Genomic DNA, 20,601 nt, shown 5'->3' with positions numbered 1-20,601 from the left:
GTAAGTCTAGGTCAAGGGTGAGGAGCAGGTCGAGATGAGTACCTCGGAGCCGTCGAAGGTGACCTATCTGAGAGGCGCGCGGAAGCCCGCCCTCGAACCCCCGCGCGCCCGTCGCGTCGCGATCGTCGGCGGCAGCCGGGTCCCCTTCGCCCGCGCCGACGGCCTGTACGCCACCGCCTCCAACCAGGAGATGCTGACGGCGGCGGTCAACGGACTGGCGACGCGCTACGGGCTCGACGTGCCCGGAGTCGTCGGCGAGGTGGTCGCCGGCGCCGTCCTCAAGCACAGCCGGGACTTCAACCTCACCCGGGAGACCGTCCTCGGCTCGAAGCTGGACCCGAGGACCCCCGCCTACGACATCCAGCAGGCCTGCGGCACCGGCCTGCAGGCGGTCGTCGCCGCCGCCAACAAGATCGCCCTCGGCCAGACCGAGTCGGCGATCGCCGGCGGCGCCGACACCGCGAGCGACGCCCCGCTCGGCGTCAACGACCGGCTGCGCCGCATCCTCCTGGAGGCGCGCCGCGCCAAGTCGACGGGCGCCCGCCTCAAGGCCCTCGCGCAGATCCGGCCCGGCCAGCTGGTCCCCGACGTCCCGCGCAACGCCGAACCGCGCACGGGCCTGTCCATGGGCGAGCACGCGGCGGTCACCGCCCGCGCCTGGGGCATCGAGCGCGAGGCCCAGGACGAGCTGGCGGCGACCAGTCACCAGCGGCTGGCCGCCGCGTACGAACGGGGCTTCTTCGCGGACCTGGTCGTCCCCTTCCACGACCTGGCCCGCGACCAGAACCTGCGCCCGGACTCGACGGTGGAGAAACTCGCCGCGCTGAAGCCGGTGTTCGGCGCCGACGGGCCCAGCCCCACCATGACGGCGGGCAATTCGACCCCCCTCACCGACGGCGCGGCGGTCGTGCTGCTCGCCTCGGAGGAGTGGGCCGAGACACGGGGCCTGGAACCGCTGGCCTACCTGACCGCGTACGAGACGGCGGCCGTCGACTTCGTCCACGGCGATGTCGCAGGCGGCGAGGACGGTCTGCTCATGGCGCCCGCGTACGCCGTCCCGCGCATGCTGGAGCGGACCGGCCTCGGCATCGAGGACTTCGACCTGGTGGAGATCCACGAGGCCTTCGCCTCCCAGGTGCTGGCCACGCTGGCGGCCTGGGAGAAGCAGGGGCTGGCGCCGGTGGACCGGGAGCGGCTGAACGTGGCCGGGTCCTCGCTGGCGACCGGGCACCCCTTCGCGGCGACCGGCGCGCGGATCGTCGCCACGCTGGCCAAGCTGCTCGCCGAACGGGGCGTCCCCGGGCGGGGGTTGATCTCGATCTGCGCGGCGGGCGGGCAGGGAGTGACGGCGATCCTCGAACGGCCCTGAGCGCCACCCGGGGCCGAGCCCTGAGCGCCATCCGGGCGGGAGCCCTGAGTGCCGTCCGGGCGGAGCCCTGAGGCCCATCCGGGGCCGGGCTCAAGGAAACTGAACGGTCCTCACATAACCCCCGAGGTTGCACAGCCCCGACCCCGGATCATCCCCGAACACGCACAAGCCCCCCACGCCAACGCCGTACGATCCCCTACCTAACCGGTGGTAACCCCTGTCTTCAGGGCCATCCCGGTGAACGCCTCCATACCCGAGGCACGTACGTCATGCAGCAAGCAGTTTTTTATCGCTGCACGCCCAGGGAGCCGCCCGTGTCCACGCCCTACGCCACCTCCACCGACTTCGACGACGCTCCCCCCGCCCTCGTGGAACCCGAGACGCGGCGGCTGGACGGTGCCGTACGGGAGGCATCCGTACCGGCGTTCGCCGTGCCGGTCACCCACGGCTCGCTCGCCGACCTGCCCTACGACAACGCCTCCGCCGCCCCACAGGCGGTGGTCCTCAGCCGCAGGGAACAGGACGGCACCTGGACGGACATCACGGCGGAACGGTTCGCCGCCCAGGTGCACGCCGTGGCCAAGGGACTGATCGCGGAGGGGCTGGTGCCGGGCGACCGGATCGCCATCATGGCCCGCACGACGTACGAGTGGACGCTGCTGGACTTCGCCGCCTGGGCGGCCGGCCTGGTCACCGTCCCGATCTACCCCACCTCCTCCGTCTTCCAGACCCGCTGGATCCTCCAGGACTCCGGCGCGGTCGCCCTCGTCACCGAGACGGTCGCCCAGGCCGCCGCCCTCGGCCCCGAACGCGACCGGCTGCCCGACCTCCAGCACATGTGGGTCATGGAGAAGGGCCACGTGGAGCGGCTCGCGGAGGCGGGGCAGCATGTGTCCGACGGCGAAGTGGCGGTCCGGCGCGGGGTGTTGGGCCCCGACACCCTCGCCACGCTCATCTACACCTCCGGCACCACCGGCCGCCCCAAGGGCTGCGCGCTCACCCACGGCAACTTCTTCGCCGAGGTCGACAACGCGATCGAACTCCTCTACCCCGTCTTCAAGGCGCAGGACGACGCGAAGGGCGACGAGCTCTCCGTCCTCCTCTTCCTCCCCATGTCCCACGTCTTCGGCCGGATGGTGGCCATCGCCTGCGTCCGCGCCCGGGTCCGGCTGGGCCACGCGCCCAGCCTGAAGGCCGATGACCTCCTGCCCGACCTCGCGGCCTTCCGGCCGACGTGCCTCCTCGCCATCCCCTACATGCTGGAGAAGGTCTTCAACACGGCCCGCGCGAAAGCCGAGGCCGGCGGCCGCCTCTCCACCTTCGACCGCGCGGTGTCCGTCGCCCGCCGCTACGGCGAGGCCGTCGAGGCCCACAAGACCGGCACCGGCTCCGGCCCAGGCGCCACCCTCCGTGCCGCCCGCACCTTCTACGACCCGCTCGTCTACCGCCGGATCCGGGGCGCCATGGGCGGCCGCGTCCGCCACGCCATCTGCGGCGGCTCCCCGCTGGGCCGCCGGCTGTCCTCCTTCTACCTCGGCGCGGGCATCGAGATCTACGAGGGCTACGGCCTGACGGAGACGACGGGGGCGTCCACGGTGACACCCCCGCTGAAGCCACGCCTGGGCACGGTGGGCTGGCCCCTGCCGGGCACGAAGATCCGCATAGCCGCCGACGGCGAGATCCTGATCGCCGGCGACCACGTCCTGCGCGGCTACTGGGACCCGGCGGCCGGCGGAGTCGTCCCCGCCGCCCCCGACGGCTGGCTGCCGACCGGCGACATCGGCGAACTCGACGACGAGGGCTACCTCACGATCACCGGCCGCAAGAAGGAAATGATCATCACGGCGGGCGGCAAGAGCGTCGCCCCCGCTCCCCTGGAGAACTGGCTGCGCTCCCACCCCCTGATCTCCCAGGCCATGGTCCTCGGCGACGGCCGCCCCTACGTCTCCGCGCTCCTCACCCTCGACCCCGACGGCCTCACCCACTGGCGCAACATGAACGGCAAACACCCCGTCCCCGCCGAACTCCTCATCGGCGACGAGGAACTGAACGCCGTACTCCAGCGAGCGATCGACGAGGCCAACAAGCTCGTGTCGAGACCGGAGTCCATCCGGCGGTTCACCATCCTGCCGGCGGACTTCACCGAGACGGCGGGCCATCTCACCCCCTCGATGAAACTCCGCAGACAGACCATCCTGCGCGACTTCGCGGACCAGGTGGAGGAGCTGTACGGACAGTAATGAGCTCGCGGGGAGGGGCCCCAGGTGGGGAGGATGCCGGTCGTGAACGGCATCGAGTTCTTCCAGTACCCGGCGGAGGAGCCCCTCTGGGGCATCCGCGTCGACGGCACCGACCTGCGCGCGCACGCGGCCTGGGCGACACGGGAGCCGTGGCGGCCGGAACTGGAGGACGAGTACGAGGACCAGGAGCGGGAGTCGGCGGAGTTCCTCTGGCGCCAGCACGACGGCCTGGGCGTCCGCGACTTCGCGGAGGACCACTTCCTCAGCGCGGCCGACCGGGCTCCCCTCCTCGGCTGCCCCTGCGGCATCTGGCAGTGCTGGCCACTGCAGGCCCGTATCGGGGTTACCTCCACGACGGTCACCTGGTCCGCCTTCCGGCAGCCGTACCGCGAGGAGTGGGGCGAGCTGCCCATCGGCCCGTTCGAGTTCGACCGGGAGGCGTACGAGGCGGCGCTGGCTGCGCCCGTGCTGCCGGCGCAGGACCCGCTGGGGGAGGCTCCCCTCGCCCTCGGGGTGACGTGACATGGCGAGGTTCGTACACCTGACCTCGGCGGGCGACGCGCCCCGGATCCGCCGGGCCGGGATCCGTGCGGTGAGCCACGGGCAGGGCGGGCTGCGCGGGGTCTACTGCTTCCCGGTGCTGCCCTCGTACACCCTCACCCACCAGTGGCTGCGGGAGCTGGCCCGCTCGGGCAGCCGGGGCGGGCTGGTGGCCGTGCACCTACGACTGGACGACGGTGAGCCGGTGCTGGTCGGGCGGTACACGGACCGGGCACGGGAGGCGCAGGCCGCCGTCACCGCGGCCGAGGCCGTGCGGCGGGTCGCGGCGCTGGACGATCCGCGCGGGTGGGAGGTGTTCCTGCCGCGCGCGGTGCGGCCGGGCGAGATCCACCGGGTGCGCCGGGCTCCCCAGGTGGTGGGCTGGCGCCACTGGCCGGACGCCCACGGCACCCGCCCCTGCACCTGCCTCGGCTGCCGGGTGCGCGGCGAGTACGGCGGCCGCCGCCTGCGCGAGCGGCACCCGCACCCCCTGGACGGTCCCCCACCGCCGCCCAGGGAGCTGCTCGCCCGGCTCGCCGGGGCCGGTGACCCCGGGGATCCGGTCGTCCTGCGGGAGGTACTGCACTGGTTCGCGCGACGCCGACGCGGACCGTTGCCCGCCCTCGCCCGGCTCACCGACCATCCCGACCCGACCGTGCGGGAGGAACTGGTGTGGGCGGTCGCCGGCTGGTCCACACCGGGTGTCGCCGAACTGCTGGACCGCCTCGCCGATGATCCGGTGGGGGAGGTGCGGGAGGCGGTGGAGGCGGTCAGGGAGTAGCCGTCTTCGGGCGCTCGCCGGGCTTGTCGACGACTCCCCAGGCGTTGCGGACTTCGATGTCGGCGAGGGCATCGGGTGACATCGGGGGCCCGTCCCCGTCGGTCGGGAACGGCGCGGCGTTGCTCTCCTCGCCCAGGTAGGCGTACGTCTCCGGGTCGAAGTACAGCTCCTGCTTGCCCTGGTGGCCCGAGGGGGAGGGCTCGGCGTAGTTCACCATCACGCCGATGGCCCGGCGCCCGATGGGGTCCTTGATGCCCGTCTCCACCCGGGCCCCGGGGATCTTCGCGAGTGCTCGGAAGAGTCCCGCCTGCGCGTTCGGAGGGATCAGCACCGACCGGTACAGCACGTCGATCTCCCGCCAGTCGCGCTGCGCCTGTGTCTCGCCCTCGATGTCACCGATGGCATGCTCCTTGCGGATGGCCGCCAGCATGCGGTCGGGATCGCTGGGGAGGGTCGCGAGGAAGCGGTAGAACTGGCGCTGCGAGCGGTCGTCGTAGCCCTCCTTCTTCCACTTCTCCTCCTGGTTCGGTCCGTACCAGACCTGGAGTTTGTCCGGGTCGAAGTTTTCCAGGTCCTCGGTGCCGCGCGGATGACCGGGCAGCCAGGCCTCGCCCGTGCCGTCCCAGCGGGTCCAGTGCTCTCCCGTGGTGCCGTCGTCGCCGATCGACGTGGACTTCTCGTAGACCCACTGCTTGGGTCCGGGTTCGGTGGCGCCGAGCTTCTCCACCGTGGCGGCGGCCAGTTCGAGCGTGTCGGCGGAGGCCCGGGCGGACAGCAGATGGCCGCCCGAGGCGGGGGGCTGCGCGGCGGTGGTACCGGGGGCGGTCGGGCCGTCGCCGGGGAGGACGGCCACCAGGGTGCCGGTCACGACGAGGGACGCGGCGACGGCCACCAGGACGATCCGTCGCCGGGGAGGCCGGGCGCGTACGGCGAGGGCGCTCTCCCCGGCCGCCTCCCGCCGGACCGCCTCGCTCAGCAGCGCCCGCTGGGGCGCGAGACGCCCGCTGTCGGGGAGAGGGGCGTCGGCGCGCAGGGCACGGACGACGGCCGGCTCGTTCACGTCGTTCATACGAGGTCACCTTCCGGGAGCTGCTGCGGTTCGAACGGTTCGTTGAAAGGGCTGTGCACGCCCGTCGCCGCGCGCAGCTTCCGGCGGGCCCGGTTGAGCCGGGACCGTACGGTGCCCACCGGGATGTCCAGGGCCTCGGCGATCTCCAGATAGGTGAAGTCGGCCCAGGCGAACAGCAGCAGGGCGTGCCGGTCGCCCTCGGAGAGCCTGGCCAGCGCCTTGGCCAGGGGCCGGGAGACGGCCTGCGCGGCCACCCGGTCGTCGGCGGAGTCGGCCCAGCTCTCGGCCACCGGGTCGTGCCCGGTGCGGGCGAGCAGCCTCAGCGCCTTCACCTCCTCCCGCCGGTGCCGGCTGATCAGCTTGGCGGCGATGCCGTACAGCCAGGGGCGGACACCGGCCCGCTCGCTGTCGTAGCGGGCGCGGATCCGGAAGGCCGTCAGGAAGGTCTCCGCGGTGACGTCGTCGGCCGCGTCCCGCCCGAGGCGTCGGGCGACGTACTGGTGGATGGTGGGCGCATGGCGGTCGAACAGCACCGCGAAGCGCTCGGGTTCGTCGAGCGACGCCGCCATCAGTACGGCATCGGAGTCAGTCATGGACGGTCCGTGGGTCGCAGGGCCAGAGGAAGTGCACAGCGTTCACTCAGCACTTGCCGACTGACGGGAATCGGGTTCACGGAATCCCCACGGCTCACGCGCGCCCCGGGGTGAGCACCTCCGCGAGCCGGTCCGCGAAGCGGATGACGCGATCCAGTTCGGCACCACGGCGTGCGCGCCGGAACCCGTGCCGCCGACCCCAGAAACAGGCCTGCACGACCTGGAACTGCGCCCACCGCCCGACGCGTTCGCGATCGAGCCCGGCGGCCTCGGCGAACAGGTCCAGGATCCGGTGAGCGGCCCGACGCAGGTCGCCGGGGTCGCCGAGGTGCAGGAAGCGCAGGGAGAGCGCCTTGAGGAGGGTGCCCGCGTCGTACGCCGGGTCCCCCACCCACCCCTTGGGATCGACGGCCAGCCACGGCTCGCGCTCGCCGCGCAGGATGTTCCGCGCGTGCAGATCGCCATGGACGAGGAGATCGGGCTGCGACGGCCCCAACTCCCGTACGGTGGCCAGGGCGGCGTCGACGGACCGGTCGGAGACGGAGTGCGCCAACTCGTCCCGGTCCAGCCGGAGTTCCTCTTCCCACTCGATGGCCATGTCCCGCATCCGGGGCAGCCCCGTCGGTGCCGGCACGGCGAGCCTGCGGCTGATCCTCCCCGCGACGACGGCGACCTCGTCGATGTCCTCCACCTCGGCGAGGGACGTGGTCCGGGCCCGCTCCAGCAGCATCGCGAACCGCGGGTCGTCACGCGCGAACAGCCGTACGGCCCCGCGCCCGTCCCAGGCGGCGAAGGCATCGGGCTCAGGGCAACCCGGCCATCCAGCGTGTCCCGGCGTCGCCTTCCTGTTCTTTGGTATGTCGGACGAACGACTTCGGAATATCGATCACGTCGCCATTCTCGCAAGGTGTCACAAGCGAATAACAATGAGCACTGCTTCGGCAGGCCCCGTGCACTGTCGCATTCGCGCGACTGATCGGTCTCTGGTTGATATGTCGTACAGGGAAAGCACTGGTTGTTCATGGACTTCGGACCGCCCTTTTTTCTTCGTCCAGTTGAGTCAAGAGCGAGGAAAGCTCCATGGTGTTCTTTTGATCGTGCTGTGACCTGGCCGATGACATCTCTTCACAGATTCCTGACTTTTGATCAGGTCCTTCGTTTCGCAGTGGGCGTCACGAAGTAACAGCAGGAGTGGTGAATGAGACTCAGGGGGAGACGGTTCTTCCCGGTCTCAGGGGGGCGAGCGAGAAGTTCGCGCGCTTTGCTGAGACGTACGGCGCTGGCGACGGCCGCCGTGCTCGCGGCCGAGGCGGTACTCGTGTCACTGGAATCGGGGATGGCCTTTGCTGTCGGCGACCTCGAAACGACACAGGTGACCGCCGCATCCGACACGAAGTCGACCGCATCGGCGGCCGATTCGGTGGCGGCGGCGCTGCTGATGGCCCGTCTGCAGGACCGCAAGATCGAGGTGACGTCGGAGCGGACCGCGACCTCGACGACGTACGCGCTGCCCAGCGGGGAACTGCAGACGTCCACCTACGCCGGGCCTGTGCGGCAGCAGGTGGGAGGTGTCTGGCGGGACATCGACACGGCTCTGTCGGACACGGGTGCGTCGCTGACGCCGGATGTGGCGGCGGCGGACATCGATGTCTCCGATGGCGGAGACACCGCGCTGGCGTCCGTGACCAAGGGGAGCAAGTCCTTCGGTCTGGGCTGGGAGTCGAAGCTCCCGACCCCGTCGGTGGAGGACGACACCGCGTCCTACGACCTCGGTGACGACCAGACCCTCACCGTTACCGCGCTCGCCCAGGGCTTCAGCCAGAATATCCTCCTGGACAAGGCGCCAGACTCGGCTCCGGAGTACCGCATACCCCTGGCGCTGAAGGGCCTGACGTTGTCGGTGGCGGACTCCGGCCACCTGCTGCTGAAGGACACCGACGGCAAGCTGGTCGCCGAGGCTCCGGCACCGATGATGTGGGACTCCAGCAAGGACAGCGCCTCTGGTGAGTCCAGATACCAGGCGAAGGTGGCCACGAAGGTCGAGACGGCCGACGACGGCTCGCAGACCCTGATCCTGACGCCCGACGCGGACTACTTCGCGCAGGACCTCACCTATCCGGTCACCGTCGACCCGACCTCCACCCTCGCCGTCACCACGGACACCTGGGTGGCCACCAACTACACCGACTCGCAGGTCTCCTCGGCCGAGCTGAAGTCGGGCACGTACGATGCCGGGACGACGAAGGCCCGCTCCTACCTGAAGTTCGACGTGTCGGCGTTCAAGGGCAAGCACATCACCGACACCAACCTGGCGCTGTACTCGTACTACTCGTCGACCTGCTCGACGTCCGGAGCCGGCACGCAGGTACGGCGGATCACCTCGTCCTGGTCGTCCTCGGACATCACCTGGTCCGACCAGCCCTCCACGACCTCGACCGGCGCGATCACCAACACCGCGGCCAAGGGCTACTCGTCCGACTGTCCCGCCGGCACGATGAACTTCGACATCGACGCCATCGTCCAGGCCTGGGCGGACGGATCGTCCAACTACGGCATCCGGATCGCGGGCGCGAGCGAGACCGACTCGCTGACCTGGCGCCGCTTCCGCTCGGCCAACTACGTCTCCGGCGACGGCTCCACCGAGCCGCACCTGACGGTGACGTACAACTCCTATCCGGCGGTGCCGAGCTCCACCGCCATCTCACCGTCACAGGTCAACGCCTACAACGGCAAGCGCTACGTCACGTCGCTGACCCCGACGCTGTCGTCGAAGGTCACCGACGCGGACGGCGCCAACGCCCAGGCGCAGTACGAGATCACGGCCGACCCGGCCTACGCGGACACCACATACTCCTACACGGCGTACGGCAAGACGGTGGCCTCCGGCTCCACCTCCACGCTCACCGTTCCCTCGGCCTCCGCCTTCCCGGCCGGCGTCCACCTGCGCTACCGGGCGCGCGCGTACGACGGCACGGACTACGGCTCCTGGTCCGGCTACACGACCTTCGTGATGAACACCGGCAAGCCCGCCGCGCCGACGGTCACCTGTGACACGTACACGGAGAACGGCTGGACGGCGAAGGCCTCCAGCGCCGTGTCCTGCACGATCGACACCTCGTCCTCCGACGGCGCCGGCTACCACTGGGGTCTGGACGACTCCTCGCTGCCGAACAAGAAGCTGGACACCACCAACGGCACCGGCGGCGATGCGCAGAATGTCTCCATCGACCCGGCGAACGGCTGGCACACGCTCTACGCCCGCACGGTCGACTCCGGCGGGAACCTCTCCACCGCCACCACCGCCTACAGCTTCGGCGTCGGGGCCGACGGCGCGGCCATCCTGTCCCCGCAGGACGGCGACGACACCGCTCGCCGCCTCACCCTCGCCGCCAAGGGCCTGACCAGCTACAGCGGGGTCACGTGGCAGTACCGGCGAGGCGAGGAGGACTCCTGGCACACCGTGCCGGTGGACGACATCACCGCCTCCGGTCAGAGCGTCTCCTCCTGGCCGGTCGCCGTCACCGCCGGCACCGCGACCACACTGGTGTGGAACACCGTCGCCTCGCTGGACGAGGACGGCGTGATCGAACTGCGCGCCGCCTTCACCGACGGCAGCACCACCGGCCACTCCCAGACCGTCGAGGTCACCCTCGACCGCGACGCGGGCACCGCGCCCACCGCCGCTGTCGGACCGGGCGAGGTCAACCAGCTGACCGGTGACTACACCCTCTCGGCCACCGACGCTTCGGCGTTCGAGGCGAGCGTGGAGCGCACGTACTCCTCCCGCGCCAACGACACCGACACCGAGGGACAGGCGGAGATCTTCGGTCCCGGCTGGACCTCCTCGATCACCGGTGCGGTCAGCGACTACACGCAGCTCCGCGAGACGTCCGGCACCTCGGTGGAGCTGCTGTCCGCGGACGGCAGCACGATCGCCTTCACCGCGACCTCGGGCGGCGGCTGGCAGCCCGAGACGGGCGCGGAGACACTGACCCTGACCGGCTCTCTGTCCGGCGAGACGTTCGTTCTGGCCGACACCGACGCGACCACCGTTGTGTTCGAGAAGGCGGCGACCACGGTCCCGACCTGGACGCTGTCCACCACGGCCACCGCGGTGGACGACTCGACCGTCACCGTCTTCTCGGAGACCGATGACACGGGCGCGCTGGCCCGCCCGAAGTACGTGGTCTCCCCGACCGGTGCGGTCGCGGCCACCACCTGCCAGACGACCCGGTCGACGAAGGGCTGCCGGGTCCTGGAGTTCGTCTACGCGGACTCCACCACCGCCACCGACAGCGTGGTCGGCGACTACAAGGGCCAGGTCAAGGCGATCAGGCTGTGGGCCACCACTCCGGGTGCCTCCGCCGCCACCGCCGAGACCCTCGCCTCCTACGCCTACGGCTCCTCCGGACGGCTCCGCCAGGTGTGGGACCCGCGGATCAGCCCCGCACTGAAGACGCAGTACGGATACGACTCCGACGGCCGCGTCGAGACGCTCACCCCGGCCGGTGAACTCCCCTGGACGTTCACCTACGGCAAGGCCGGTTCCGCCCTGACCGCGGGCGCGGGCATGCTGCTCAGGGCGTCCCGCCCGGCGCTGGCCGAGGGGTCGGACACGACCACCTCGGGCACAGCGGTCACCTCCGTCGTCTACGACGTGCCACTGTCCGGGACGACCGCGCCGTACCAGATGGACGCCACGACTGTGGCCACCTGGGCCCAGGACGACGCGCCCACCGACGCCACCGCCGTCTTCCCTGCTGACAGTGTCCCCGCCTCCCACACCGGAAGCGAGCTGACGGCTTCTTCATACGGCCGCGCCACCCTCACCTACATCAATGCGAACGGCGACGAGACCAACACGGCCTCTCCCGGTGGCTCCGTCACCACCACCGAGTACGACGAGTACGGCAACACGGTCGCCGAACTCACCGCCACCAACCGCGAGCTGGCCCTCGGCACTTCGTCAGGCGCCTCGGACGTGCTCGCACAGCTGGGCCTGACCGACCTGTCCACCACCGACCGTGCCCGGCAACTGGCCACGGTGTCGGTGTACTCGACGGACGGGCAGCGCCTCACCGACGAGTACGGCCCACTGCACGAGGTCACCCTCACCGCAGAACTGGCCGGTACCACCGCCGAGTCCACTCTGGCAGCCGGCACGGTCATGCCGGCACGCACGCACACGTCGTACACCTACGACGAGAACAAGCCCGCCGGCGCCACCGTCTCGGACCTCGTGACGACCGTCACCACCGGCGCCGCGCTTCCCGGCTACGCCACCGACGCCGACACCACGGTGTCCACGGCGACCTATGACTGGTCCACCGGCGGACAGAAGTCCAGCACTGGCGGCGAGCCCGTCACCACGGTGCGAACCTACGACGACGCCGGCCGGGTGGCCACCAGCCGCACTGCCGGCTCCTCGGGCTCCGACGCGGGCACACTGGTGTACACCTACTACGACGCGGACGCCGCCGGTACCTGTGCCTCCGTCGAGTGGGACGGTCTGCTGTGCCGCACGTCGCCCGCGGCCGCGATCACCGGCGGCGGAGACAACCCCACCGAAGCAGTCACCACTGTCTACACCTACGAGCGCTGGGGCCAGGTCGCCACCCAAACCGAAACCGCGAACGACGTGACCCGTACGACCGCCACCACGGTCGACGAGGCCGGCCGCCCGACCGGTACAACCGTCACCGGCGGCAAGGGCGAACAGACACCGGCCACCACCATCACCTACGACGAGGACAACGGGCAGATCGCCACCCGCTCCTCGAACGGGCAGATCATCGTCAACGGATACGACGACCTGGGTCGCCAGACCTCGTACGACGACGGAGCGGGCAATACCACCACCACCGCGTACGACGTCCTGAACCGACCGGTGAAGACCACCGACTCGGCCCCGTCCACCGTCACCTATGCCTACGGCACCGCAGGCAGTCTCAAGACCATGACGGACTCCGTCGCAGGTTCCTTCACCGCCTCCTACGACGCCGACGGCACCCTCACCTCCGAGACCCTGCCCGGCGCCTACACCCTCACGATCACCACCGACCCGGCCGGACAGACGACCGGCCGCACCTACACCACCTCGGACGGCACCACCGTCGTCTCCGACACCGCCGGCCACACGATCGACGGCCGCCAGGCCGGCCACACACAGACCAACGGCTCCACCACTCGTACCGACTACACCTACGACAGCGCAGGCCGCCTCACCCAGGCCGCCGACACCACCAGCACCGGCTGCACCAGCCGTGCCTACACCTTCGACGCGAACAGCAATCGCACCGCGCTGAACACCTCGTCCGACGACTGCGACAGCAGCACCGACGACGCCACCACGGCCACCACGTCGTACACCTACGACTCGGCCGACCGCCTGGTGGACTCCGACCACGTCTACGACGCCTTCGGCCGCACCACCACCAGCGGCAGCACCACCCTGGCGTACTACACCAACGACCTGGTCGCGTCCGAGACGCTCGGCACCAGCCGCAACGCCTGGACCCTGGACGCCGCCGGACGGCTCGCCGTCCAGACGGCCCAGACCCAGGCGACCGACGGGACGTGGAGCACGAGCGGCACCATCACCAACCACTACGGCAACATCGGAGACAGCCCGGCCTGGGCCCAGACCGACAGCACCGTCAGCCGCAACATCACGGACATCACGGGCACCCTCGCCGCCACCTCCTCGGCGACCGGCGACATCGTGCTGCAACTCGCCAACCTGCACGGCGACATCGCCGTCCAGCAGCCCCTGGACACCGCGGTGGCCAGCACGGTCCAGCACTACGACGAGTACGGCAACCCGTCATCGGACACCGCGGCCACCACCTACGGAGCCCTGGGCAGCCACCAGAGGTCGACCCGCACCCTCAGCGGACTGACCCTCATGGGCCTGCGTCTGTACGACCCCGCGACAGGACGCTTCCTCAGCGTGGATCCGGTGTACGGCGCCGGGCCGAATGCCTACGGGTATCCCACGGACCCGGTGAACAAGTACGACCTTGACGGCCGAAAGCCCATCAAGAAGTACAACAAGACCGGGTTTTCCTGCGGTTGGACGAAATGCGTCATCAAGCTGAAGCGCAGGCATGCGAACATGCTGGCGGACCTGCTTACTCTCACCAGTCCGGCGATCGGTACGGTTGCCGGGTATCTCCAAACCATCGCCCATGCCAGTGTGGCCGCCTCCTGGGGAGCGGGAGCGGTGGTCGCCGCGGCCGCTGCCGCCTTCGGCCAGTACATCCTCTGGCTTCTCAAGTACTGGCCCAGGAGAGGGATCAAAATAGTTCGCTACCACACCGGGTACGCATACGTCTGGCATCAGTGAGGACGGGCATGGAAAACACATCGTCCAAGAGATCCATCTTCTCTTCCCTGCCTGGCAGGATGTCCGTCGCCCTCTGTTTGACGGGCGTGGCCATGGTGATCGGGGGAGCCGTGTGGGTGGTGCTCTCCTGGGACCAGGGATCATCCGGCGGGCGGTACCTCATACTTGCGGCCGCTGTCGTCGTGGCATCAGGTATTCCTCTCGCGCGGCTCCATCACCGGCAACTCGAATCACTCGAGGACGCGGAGAGCGAATCCTCTGACTGAGTGTCGGAGGTCCTGAGAGCCCGGGCCCACCGTCGCACCGGCGGTGGGCCCGTCGCCGTCAGCGGCTGATGGCAGGAGGATCCACGACAGCCCACGTTCTCCAAGAGAGGAACGACGACTGTGAAGCCCTATGTCCTGGTGCCCGCCTGTGCCAGGCACCAGTAGACCGTCGAGGGGGAGCCGGACCCGGCGACCGGCTGCCAGACCGTTCCGCTCATCGTCCGTGGGCAGGGCCTCGCTGGCCTTCGGGGTCGCGGGGATCTGCGTATGGCTTCTCGGCTTGACCGTCTGGATCTTCCAGGAAGATGAGAGAACCGTGAGGCTGTTGCTGCTCTGCGCGTCCCCCGTCCTTGAGGCTGTGGCCGTCATCACGGCCCAGCTGCACTTCCGGCGGTACGGAAGGGTGGGCGAGTGAGTCGGTTCATGTCGACCGCGGCGGGGAGAGCGGCCGTGCTGCTGCTCTCCCTGTCCGTGGTGCTCTGCACCGGTGGTGCGCTCTGGGCGTGGCTCACCGACAGCGAGCGGCAACGCGATCTGGCGGGGGGCGTCTTGCGGCTCGCGGTCTTTCCCGCGCTGTTCGCAGTCTTGGTGGTCGTACAGCACCGCAAGGACGTTCAGCGCCGGACAGCCGGTGGGATGAGGGATCGTCGCCGGGGTGCCGGCTCGCGTACGCGAGGGCGGCCGTCATAGAGGCAGGGGTCCCCCTGGTGGCCGCTCACCATCGGCGGGCCCTTCGCTGTCAGCGGCCGGCGGCGAAGACGAGGAACTCGGCCCAGGCGGGGGAGGAGAGGGTGAGGTGGGGGCCGGTGGGGTGCTTGGAGTCGCGGATGTGGATGGTGTGGGGGCAGGTGGCGACTTCGAGGCATTCGCCGCCGCCGCCGTCGCTGTGCGTGGACTTGCGCCAGGTGTAGGCGGCTTCGACGCAATCGCCGCCCTCGCCACCGCTGTAGCTGGACTTGAACCAGGTGAGCTTCTCGCTGTTCATAGCTCCTCCAGCTTCTTCTCGATCAACACCCGTGACTCTCTGGGCGAGAGAGCCATTGCTCGCATGATTCCATAGCGGTCGGCGATCTTCCGGACCTCCTCCGGGTCGGTGATCAGCCGGGGGTATCCCTGGATCTCCGTGTACGCCACCTGGGCATGCTTCTTGGGGATCAGCAGGTTGAACGAGCCGTCCATGTTGGGGTGTTCCTCCACGCCGGTCGGCATCACCTGAAGCTCGACGTTCCGGTTGGCACTGACATGCAGCAGGCGACGCAGCTGTTCAGCATGGACCTTCCGCCCGCCGACTGGCCTGTCCAGCACGACTTCTTCCAGCACGTAGCTGATGATTGGCGAAGGCCAGCGTTCGAAGAGCAGTTGCCGTTCGAGCCGGTCGGCAACCCGCTTCTCGATCATCTCCTCGTTCATGACGGGCCGTCGCTTTGCGAACACCGCATGAGCGTGCTGTTCAGTCTGTAGGAGGCCGTGCATCGCATAACTGCAGTAGTGGTGCAGCTCGACCGCCTCCGCTTCCAGCGCCGCATACCCCCGATACCACTCCGGATGCCGCGTCCGAACCTTGGCCATCGCCTCCCTCAGCTCCGGGATCGCCTGCAACAACAGCCCCCCGGCCTCCAAGAGCTCGTCCGCCTTCTCCAGCACCTCCGGCCGGATCGTCCGTACCCCCCGCTCCATCGCGGAGATGGCATCCGGCCCGTACCCCACCAGCTCGCCGAACTCCTTCTGCGTCAACCCCTTCCGCTCGCGCAGGAGTTTCAGCATCTTGCCCAGAGCCGTCAGCAGCCCTGTCGTCCCGTCGGCCTCCGCCGGTGTCTCCGGCCTGCGCTCATCCGTCACGTACGTCACCGCCCTCACGCCTTCGTGCTCACGGTCGACGACCCGTACACGCACCCCACCGCAGCCGTACGGCTACACAGAGTCGCCAAGTCGCCCCTGGCCAGGGTAGATACAAGCGGCCACGCTCAGTCAGGTGAACTCCGAAATCTCCACCCAGACCCCCACCCCGATTTATCCCCTAGGGGAGATGACCCTGCGTCTCAGCTCCACCCCCCGCGGTGCCCGTCTCGCCCGGCGCCTCACGCAGCAGCAGCTCGTGGAGTGGGGCCACCCGTACGACGGCGAGGCGAGCCGCACCGCTCAGCAGATCGTCGCCGAGCTCGCCGCCAACGCCGTCACGCACGGGCGCGTACCCGGCCGGGACTTCGAGCTGCGGCTGCTGCTCCTCGCGGAGGACACGCTCCGTGTCGAGGTGAGCGACGCGCGGGGCGACCGCGGGCTGCGGATCGTGCGGGAGGCGGATTCGGAGGGCGGCCGGGGGCTGATCGTCGTCACCGTCCTGGCCACCGCCTGGGGAGTCACGGAGCGGAACGTGGGCAAGACGGTGTGGGCCGAGATGCAGCTGCCTCAGAGCGTGTCGTCCCGGAGAACGCCGTAGGAAACGACGTCCCGCCACCGGCCAGGTTCTCCAGTTCCGTGTCGGCCTCTATCCCGCGGCCCCGGGATCCAACAGGAACCGCTCCAGCACCGGCAGATCGTCCTCACGGACGGGAGACAGTCGTACGGCTTCGTCGCTCACCCCGGGCACGCTACCGGCCGAGTTGCCCGGGTTGAGCGGGAGTTCGAGGGAAAGGTTCACCTCCGTGACCTACGACGACGACTCACGCATCGCCCGCGCCGAGGACCTGCTGACCGGCCTGGGCGCCGAGGACATGACCCACCCCGGCGGCACCCTCCTCGCCCATCTGCGCCGCGTCCGCTCCCGACTTGCAGACTGGCACGCCCGCCCCGCCCTCCAGCTGGCCGGCCTCTGCCACGCCCTCTACGGCACCGACGGCTTCCCCGAGGCGCTGCTGCCGCCGGCCCGCCGTACCGAGGCCGCCGAGGTGATCGGTCGTGAGGCCGAGGCGGCCGTGTACTTCTACGCCTCCTGCGACCGGAAGGCCACGTATCCGACGCTGACGGGCCCGGACTCCCCCTTCCACGACCGCTTCACCGGCGCCGTCCTCACCCCGGCGCCACCCGCGCTCGCCGACTTCGCGGAGCTCACCGCGGCGAACGAGATCGACCTCGCCGCCCACGATCCCGCCTTCCGCGAGCGGTGGGGCCCGCAGCTGTCGGCCCTGTTCAACCGCTTCGGCCCGCTGCTGAGCGAGGCGGCCCGCGAGGACTGCCGGGTGGTGCTGGGCGGGGCCCAGGCGTAGGCCTGTCCTAGGGCCACGCGCGGCCTCCGGGCGGCTGCCCACCGTGCCGGATTACCGGTCCACGGCCGAACCGAGGAATTATGGGCCTCATGAGCGAGAACGTTTACTTCGACATCACCATCAACGACAAGCCCGCAGGGCGCATCGTCTTCAAGCTGTACGACGACGTCGTGCCCAAGACCGCCCGCAACTTCCGCGAGCTCGCCACGGGCGCGCACGGCTACGGCTACGCCGGTTCGTCCTTCCACCGCGTCATCCCGGAGTTCATGCTCCAGGGCGGCGACTTCACCCGGGGCGACGGCACCGGCGGCAAGAGCATCTACGGCGAGAAGTTCGAGGACGAGAACTTCCAGCTCAAGCACGACCGTGCGGGCCTGCTCAGCATGGCGAACGCCGGCCGCAACACCAACGGCTCGCAGTTCTTCATCACCACCGTTCTGACCCCCTGGCTGGACGGCAAGCACGTCGTCTTCGGCGAGGTTGTCGAGGGCCTGGACATCGTCAAGACGATCGAGGGCCTGGGCAGCCAGTCCGGCCGCACCTCGGCCAAGGTCACCATCGCGGCCTCCGGCACCGTCTGAGACGTCTGAGACAGCACCACAGCAGTGCGGCGGGCGGGCGCCCCTTCCGGGCCCCGCCCTCCGCACGGCCCTTGACTTCACAAGACCCCCGCGCGACATTCCGGACCCGTCCAGGACCTGACCAAGACCTGTCCAGGACCCGTCCTTATGTCTGGGAGCGGCCATGGCCACGAGCGCGGACCCCGTGAGACGTCAACCCGAACGACGGCACCCCCGCCGCAGGACCGTCCTCGGCGCGAGCGCCGGCGCCGGCCTCGCCCTCGCCGCCGTGCCCCGCCCGGCGCAGGCCGCCGACCTCCCCCTCCTCGGCACCTACGACGTCGTCGTCATCGGTTCCGGCGCCGCCGGGATGACCGCCGCGCTGACCGCCGCGAAACAGGGTCTGAGCTGCGTCGTCGTGGAGAAGGCGGCCACCTTCGGCGGATCCGCCGCCCGCTCGGGCGCCGGGATCTGGATCCCCAACAACCCCGTCATCCTCGCCGCCGGCGTCCCGGACACCCCCGCCAAGGCCGCCACGTACCTGGCCGCCGTGGTCGGCGCGGACGTCCCCGCCGACCGGCAGGCCGCGTTCCTCACGCACGGCCCCGCCATGCTCTCCCTCGTCATGGCCCACAGCCCGCTGCGCTTCCGCTGGATGGAGGGGTACAGCGACTACTACCCCGAGCTGCCGGGCGGCCTCGCGAACGGGCGGTCCATCGAACCCGACCAGCTCGACGGCAACGTCCTCGGCGCCGAACTCGCCCGCCTCAACCCGCCGTACCTGGCGGTCCCTGCGGGCATGGTCGTCTTCAGCGCCGACTACAAGTGGCTCGCCCTCTCCGCCGTCACGGCGAAGGGAGCCGCCGTCGCCGTCGAGTGCCTGGCGCGGGGCACGAAGGCCGCGCTGCTCGGGCAGAAGCCGCTCACCATGGGGCAGTCGCTCGCCGCGGGCCTGCGCGCCGGGCTGCTGGCCGCCCAGGTGCCGGTGTGGCTGAACACCCCGCTCACTGATCTGCGAGTGGAGGGCGGCGCCGTCACCGGGGCCGTCGTCACGCGCGACGGCGCCGCCGGTCTCGTACGCGCCCGGCGCGGGGTCGTGGTCGGCTCCGGCGGGTTCGAGCACGACGCGGCCATGCGGGCGCAGTACCAGCGGCAGCCGATCGGCACCGAGTGGACGGTCGGGGCGCGGGAGAACACCGGGGACGGGATCCGGGCCGGGCAGCGGGCCGGCGGGGCGCTGGCGCTGATGGACGACGCCTGGTGGGGCCCGGCGATCCCGCTCCCCGGCGAACCCTACTTCTGCCTCGCCGAACGCACCCTCCCCGGCGGCCTGTTGATCGACCAGGCCGGTGCGCGCTTCGTCAACGAGGCCGCGCCCTACAGCGATGTCGTGCACGTCATGTACGACCGGAATCCGACCGCGCCCGACATCCCGGCCTGGCTGATCGTCGACCAGAACTACCGCAACCGGTACCTCTTCAAGGACGTCGCCCCGACGCTCGCCCTTCCCGCCGACTGGTACACCTCCGGCGCCGCCCACAAGGCCTGGACCCTCGACGCCCTGGCCTCCGCGATCGGCGTCCCGGCCGCCGCCCTCCGCTCCACCGTCGACCGCTTCAACTCCCTCGCCCTGAAGGGCAAGGACGCCGACTTCAAGCGCGGCGACAGCGTCTACGACCACTACTACACGGACCCGACCGTCCTCCCCAACTCCTGCCTCGCCCCGCTCTGGCTGCCCCCGTATCACGCCTTCCGGATCGTCCCCGGCGACCTCGGCACCAAGGGCGGCCTGCGCACCGACGCCCGGGCGCGGGTGCTGCGCGAGGACGGCTCGGTCATCCGGGGGCTGTACGCCGCCGGGAACGCCAGCGCGGCCGTGATGGGACACAGCTACGCCGGCGCCGGTTCGACGATCGGGCCCGCGATGACGTTCGGGTACATCGCGGCGCTGGATCTGGCCGGGGTCCTCTAGGGCTTGCGCAGGATGAGGAAGGCGTGCGGGGTCGACTCGCCGAAGGCGGGGACCGCCTCGCGCACCGTGCACGATAGTCGAGTGAAGCTGGCCGCCGTCAGCAGCTCGGTCATCCGCTCCGGTCGGCGGCGTTCGAAGTCGAGGGTGACCGGGTGGCCCCAGGGGCGGTCGAAGTGGCGGGGCTCGTCGCCGACCTGGAAGCCCAGCAGCAGATGGCCGCCGGGGGCGAGCACGCGGTGGAACTCGGCGAAGAGGGCGGGCAGTTCGTCCACAGGGGTGTGGATGGAGGAGTAGAAGGAGACGACCCCGGCCAACTGCCCGTCGGGAAGGTCGAGCTGCAGCATCGAGCCCTGCTCGAAGCGGATCCCCGGGTTCTCGCGCCGCGCGATCGCCAGCATCGACTCCGAGAGGTCGAGGCCGGACATCTCCAGCCCGCGTGAGGCGAGAAAGCCGGTCGTCCGGCCGGGGCCGCACCCGAGGTCGGCCACCCGGCCGCCCGCCCCGACGAGCTCGGCGTACGCGGTGAGGACGGCCCGCTCCAGCGGCCTCTCGGCGAGCTCGTCCCGGTAGCGCTCGGCGTAGTCCTCGGCGATCGCGTCGTAGAAGGTGCGGGTGGCGGTGAGGAAGTCGGAGGTGGTCATGGCCGGGGACCCTAACCGGCCC

The 20,601-nt window shown here is 70.4% G+C and carries 15 protein-coding genes and 1 pseudogene; 9 read left to right on the top strand and 7 right to left on the bottom strand.

What is annotated here, in order from left to right:
- Positions 1-34: 34 nt before the first annotated feature.
- The 4 genes from ACIRF9_RS43755 to ACIRF9_RS43740 all read left to right on the top strand — a co-directional run bounded on the left by ACIRF9_RS43755 (position 35) and on the right by ACIRF9_RS43740 (position 4,930).
- Positions 35-1,369 carry an acetyl-CoA C-acetyltransferase gene (locus ACIRF9_RS43755; RefSeq protein ID WP_403834566.1) on the top strand — a complete coding sequence of 445 codons (1,335 nt, stop codon included), beginning with the start codon at positions 35-37 and terminating at the stop codon, positions 1,367-1,369.
- Positions 1,370-1,683: 314 nt separating this feature from the next.
- The gene (locus ACIRF9_RS43750) at positions 1,684-3,609 is read left to right on the top strand and encodes an AMP-dependent synthetase/ligase (protein WP_403834564.1); all 1,926 of its coding nucleotides are present in this window, start codon (positions 1,684-1,686) and stop codon (positions 3,607-3,609) included.
- Between the two features lie 33 nt (positions 3,610-3,642).
- Entirely contained in the window at positions 3,643-4,131 is a 489-nt protein-coding gene (locus tag ACIRF9_RS43745) for a hypothetical protein (protein ID WP_403834561.1), read from the top strand.
- Position 4,132: 1 nt separating this feature from the next.
- Positions 4,133-4,930 carry a HEAT repeat domain-containing protein gene (locus ACIRF9_RS43740; RefSeq protein ID WP_403834559.1) on the top strand — a complete coding sequence of 266 codons (798 nt, stop codon included), beginning with the start codon at positions 4,133-4,135 and terminating at the stop codon, positions 4,928-4,930.
- Here the strand turns inward: ACIRF9_RS43740 and ACIRF9_RS43735 are convergent.
- The 3 genes and pseudogenes from ACIRF9_RS43735 to ACIRF9_RS43725 all read right to left on the bottom strand — a co-directional run bounded on the left by ACIRF9_RS43735 (position 4,920) and on the right by ACIRF9_RS43725 (position 7,482).
- Positions 4,920-5,999 (bottom strand): CU044_5270 family protein, encoded by a 1,080-nt coding sequence (locus tag ACIRF9_RS43735; RefSeq protein ID WP_403834557.1) that lies wholly within the window; start codon positions 5,997-5,999, stop codon positions 4,920-4,922. The genes ACIRF9_RS43740 and ACIRF9_RS43735 overlap by 11 nt on opposite strands.
- A complete protein-coding gene (locus tag ACIRF9_RS43730; RefSeq protein WP_403834556.1) occupies positions 5,996-6,592 on the bottom strand; it encodes an RNA polymerase sigma factor in 597 nt (198 codons plus the stop codon). The genes ACIRF9_RS43735 and ACIRF9_RS43730 overlap by 4 nt, the downstream gene beginning before the upstream one ends.
- Before the next feature lie 94 nt (positions 6,593-6,686).
- A pseudogene (locus ACIRF9_RS43725) lies at positions 6,687-7,482 on the bottom strand (aminoglycoside phosphotransferase family protein).
- Between the two features lie 371 nt (positions 7,483-7,853).
- Here ACIRF9_RS43725 and ACIRF9_RS43720 point away from each other — a divergent pair.
- Positions 7,854-13,937, top strand: a complete 6,084-nt coding sequence (locus ACIRF9_RS43720; protein ID WP_403834554.1) for a DNRLRE domain-containing protein — start codon at positions 7,854-7,856, stop codon at positions 13,935-13,937.
- 1,005 nt (positions 13,938-14,942) lie between these two features.
- Here ACIRF9_RS43720 and ACIRF9_RS43715 read toward each other — a convergent pair.
- Both ACIRF9_RS43715 and ACIRF9_RS43710 read right to left on the bottom strand, forming a co-directional pair.
- Positions 14,943-15,188 (bottom strand): DUF397 domain-containing protein, encoded by a 246-nt coding sequence (locus ACIRF9_RS43715; RefSeq protein ID WP_403834551.1) that lies wholly within the window; start codon positions 15,186-15,188, stop codon positions 14,943-14,945.
- Positions 15,185-16,051 (bottom strand): helix-turn-helix domain-containing protein, encoded by an 867-nt coding sequence (locus ACIRF9_RS43710; protein WP_403834548.1) that lies wholly within the window; start codon positions 16,049-16,051, stop codon positions 15,185-15,187. The genes ACIRF9_RS43715 and ACIRF9_RS43710 overlap by 4 nt, the downstream gene beginning before the upstream one ends.
- 124 nt (positions 16,052-16,175) lie before the next feature.
- Here ACIRF9_RS43710 and ACIRF9_RS43705 point away from each other — a divergent pair, with 124 nt between their 5' ends.
- Positions 16,176-16,640: an ATP-binding protein gene (locus ACIRF9_RS43705; protein ID WP_403834545.1), complete on the top strand. Its 465-nt coding sequence runs from the start codon at positions 16,176-16,178 to the stop codon at positions 16,638-16,640.
- A 48-nt stretch (positions 16,641-16,688) separates the two neighbouring features.
- On the opposite strand, the gene ACIRF9_RS43700 is transcribed toward ACIRF9_RS43705, so the two are convergent.
- Positions 16,689-16,841, bottom strand: coding sequence for a hypothetical protein (locus ACIRF9_RS43700; RefSeq protein WP_403834543.1), 153 nt, complete (start codon positions 16,839-16,841; stop codon positions 16,689-16,691).
- A 4-nt stretch (positions 16,842-16,845) separates the two neighbouring features.
- Between ACIRF9_RS43700 and ACIRF9_RS43695 the strand changes: the two genes are divergently transcribed.
- From ACIRF9_RS43695 to kstD, 3 genes are all read left to right on the top strand, one after another.
- Positions 16,846-17,406, top strand: a complete 561-nt coding sequence (locus tag ACIRF9_RS43695) for a DUF6817 domain-containing protein (RefSeq protein ID WP_403834541.1) — start codon at positions 16,846-16,848, stop codon at positions 17,404-17,406.
- Between the two features lie 89 nt (positions 17,407-17,495).
- On the top strand, positions 17,496-17,987 hold the full coding sequence (locus ACIRF9_RS43690; protein WP_403834538.1) for a peptidylprolyl isomerase: 492 nt from the start codon (positions 17,496-17,498) through the stop codon (positions 17,985-17,987).
- A gap of 163 nt (positions 17,988-18,150) precedes the next feature.
- Positions 18,151-19,938, top strand: coding sequence for a 3-oxosteroid 1-dehydrogenase (gene kstD / locus ACIRF9_RS43685; protein ID WP_403834535.1), 1,788 nt, complete (start codon positions 18,151-18,153; stop codon positions 19,936-19,938).
- Here the strand turns inward: kstD and ACIRF9_RS43680 are convergent.
- Entirely contained in the window at positions 19,935-20,579 is a 645-nt protein-coding gene (locus tag ACIRF9_RS43680; RefSeq protein WP_403834533.1) for a class I SAM-dependent methyltransferase, read from the bottom strand. The genes kstD and ACIRF9_RS43680 overlap by 4 nt on opposite strands.
- Positions 20,580-20,601: the final 22 nt, after the last annotated feature.

Source organism: Streptomyces sp. NPDC096132, from assembly GCF_044763345.1.
In the GTDB taxonomy this organism is placed as follows: Bacteria; Actinomycetota; Actinomycetes; order Streptomycetales; family Streptomycetaceae; genus Streptomyces.
Note: the sequence above shows the minus strand (reverse complement) of the source record. Positions and strands in the feature narration are given on the sequence as shown.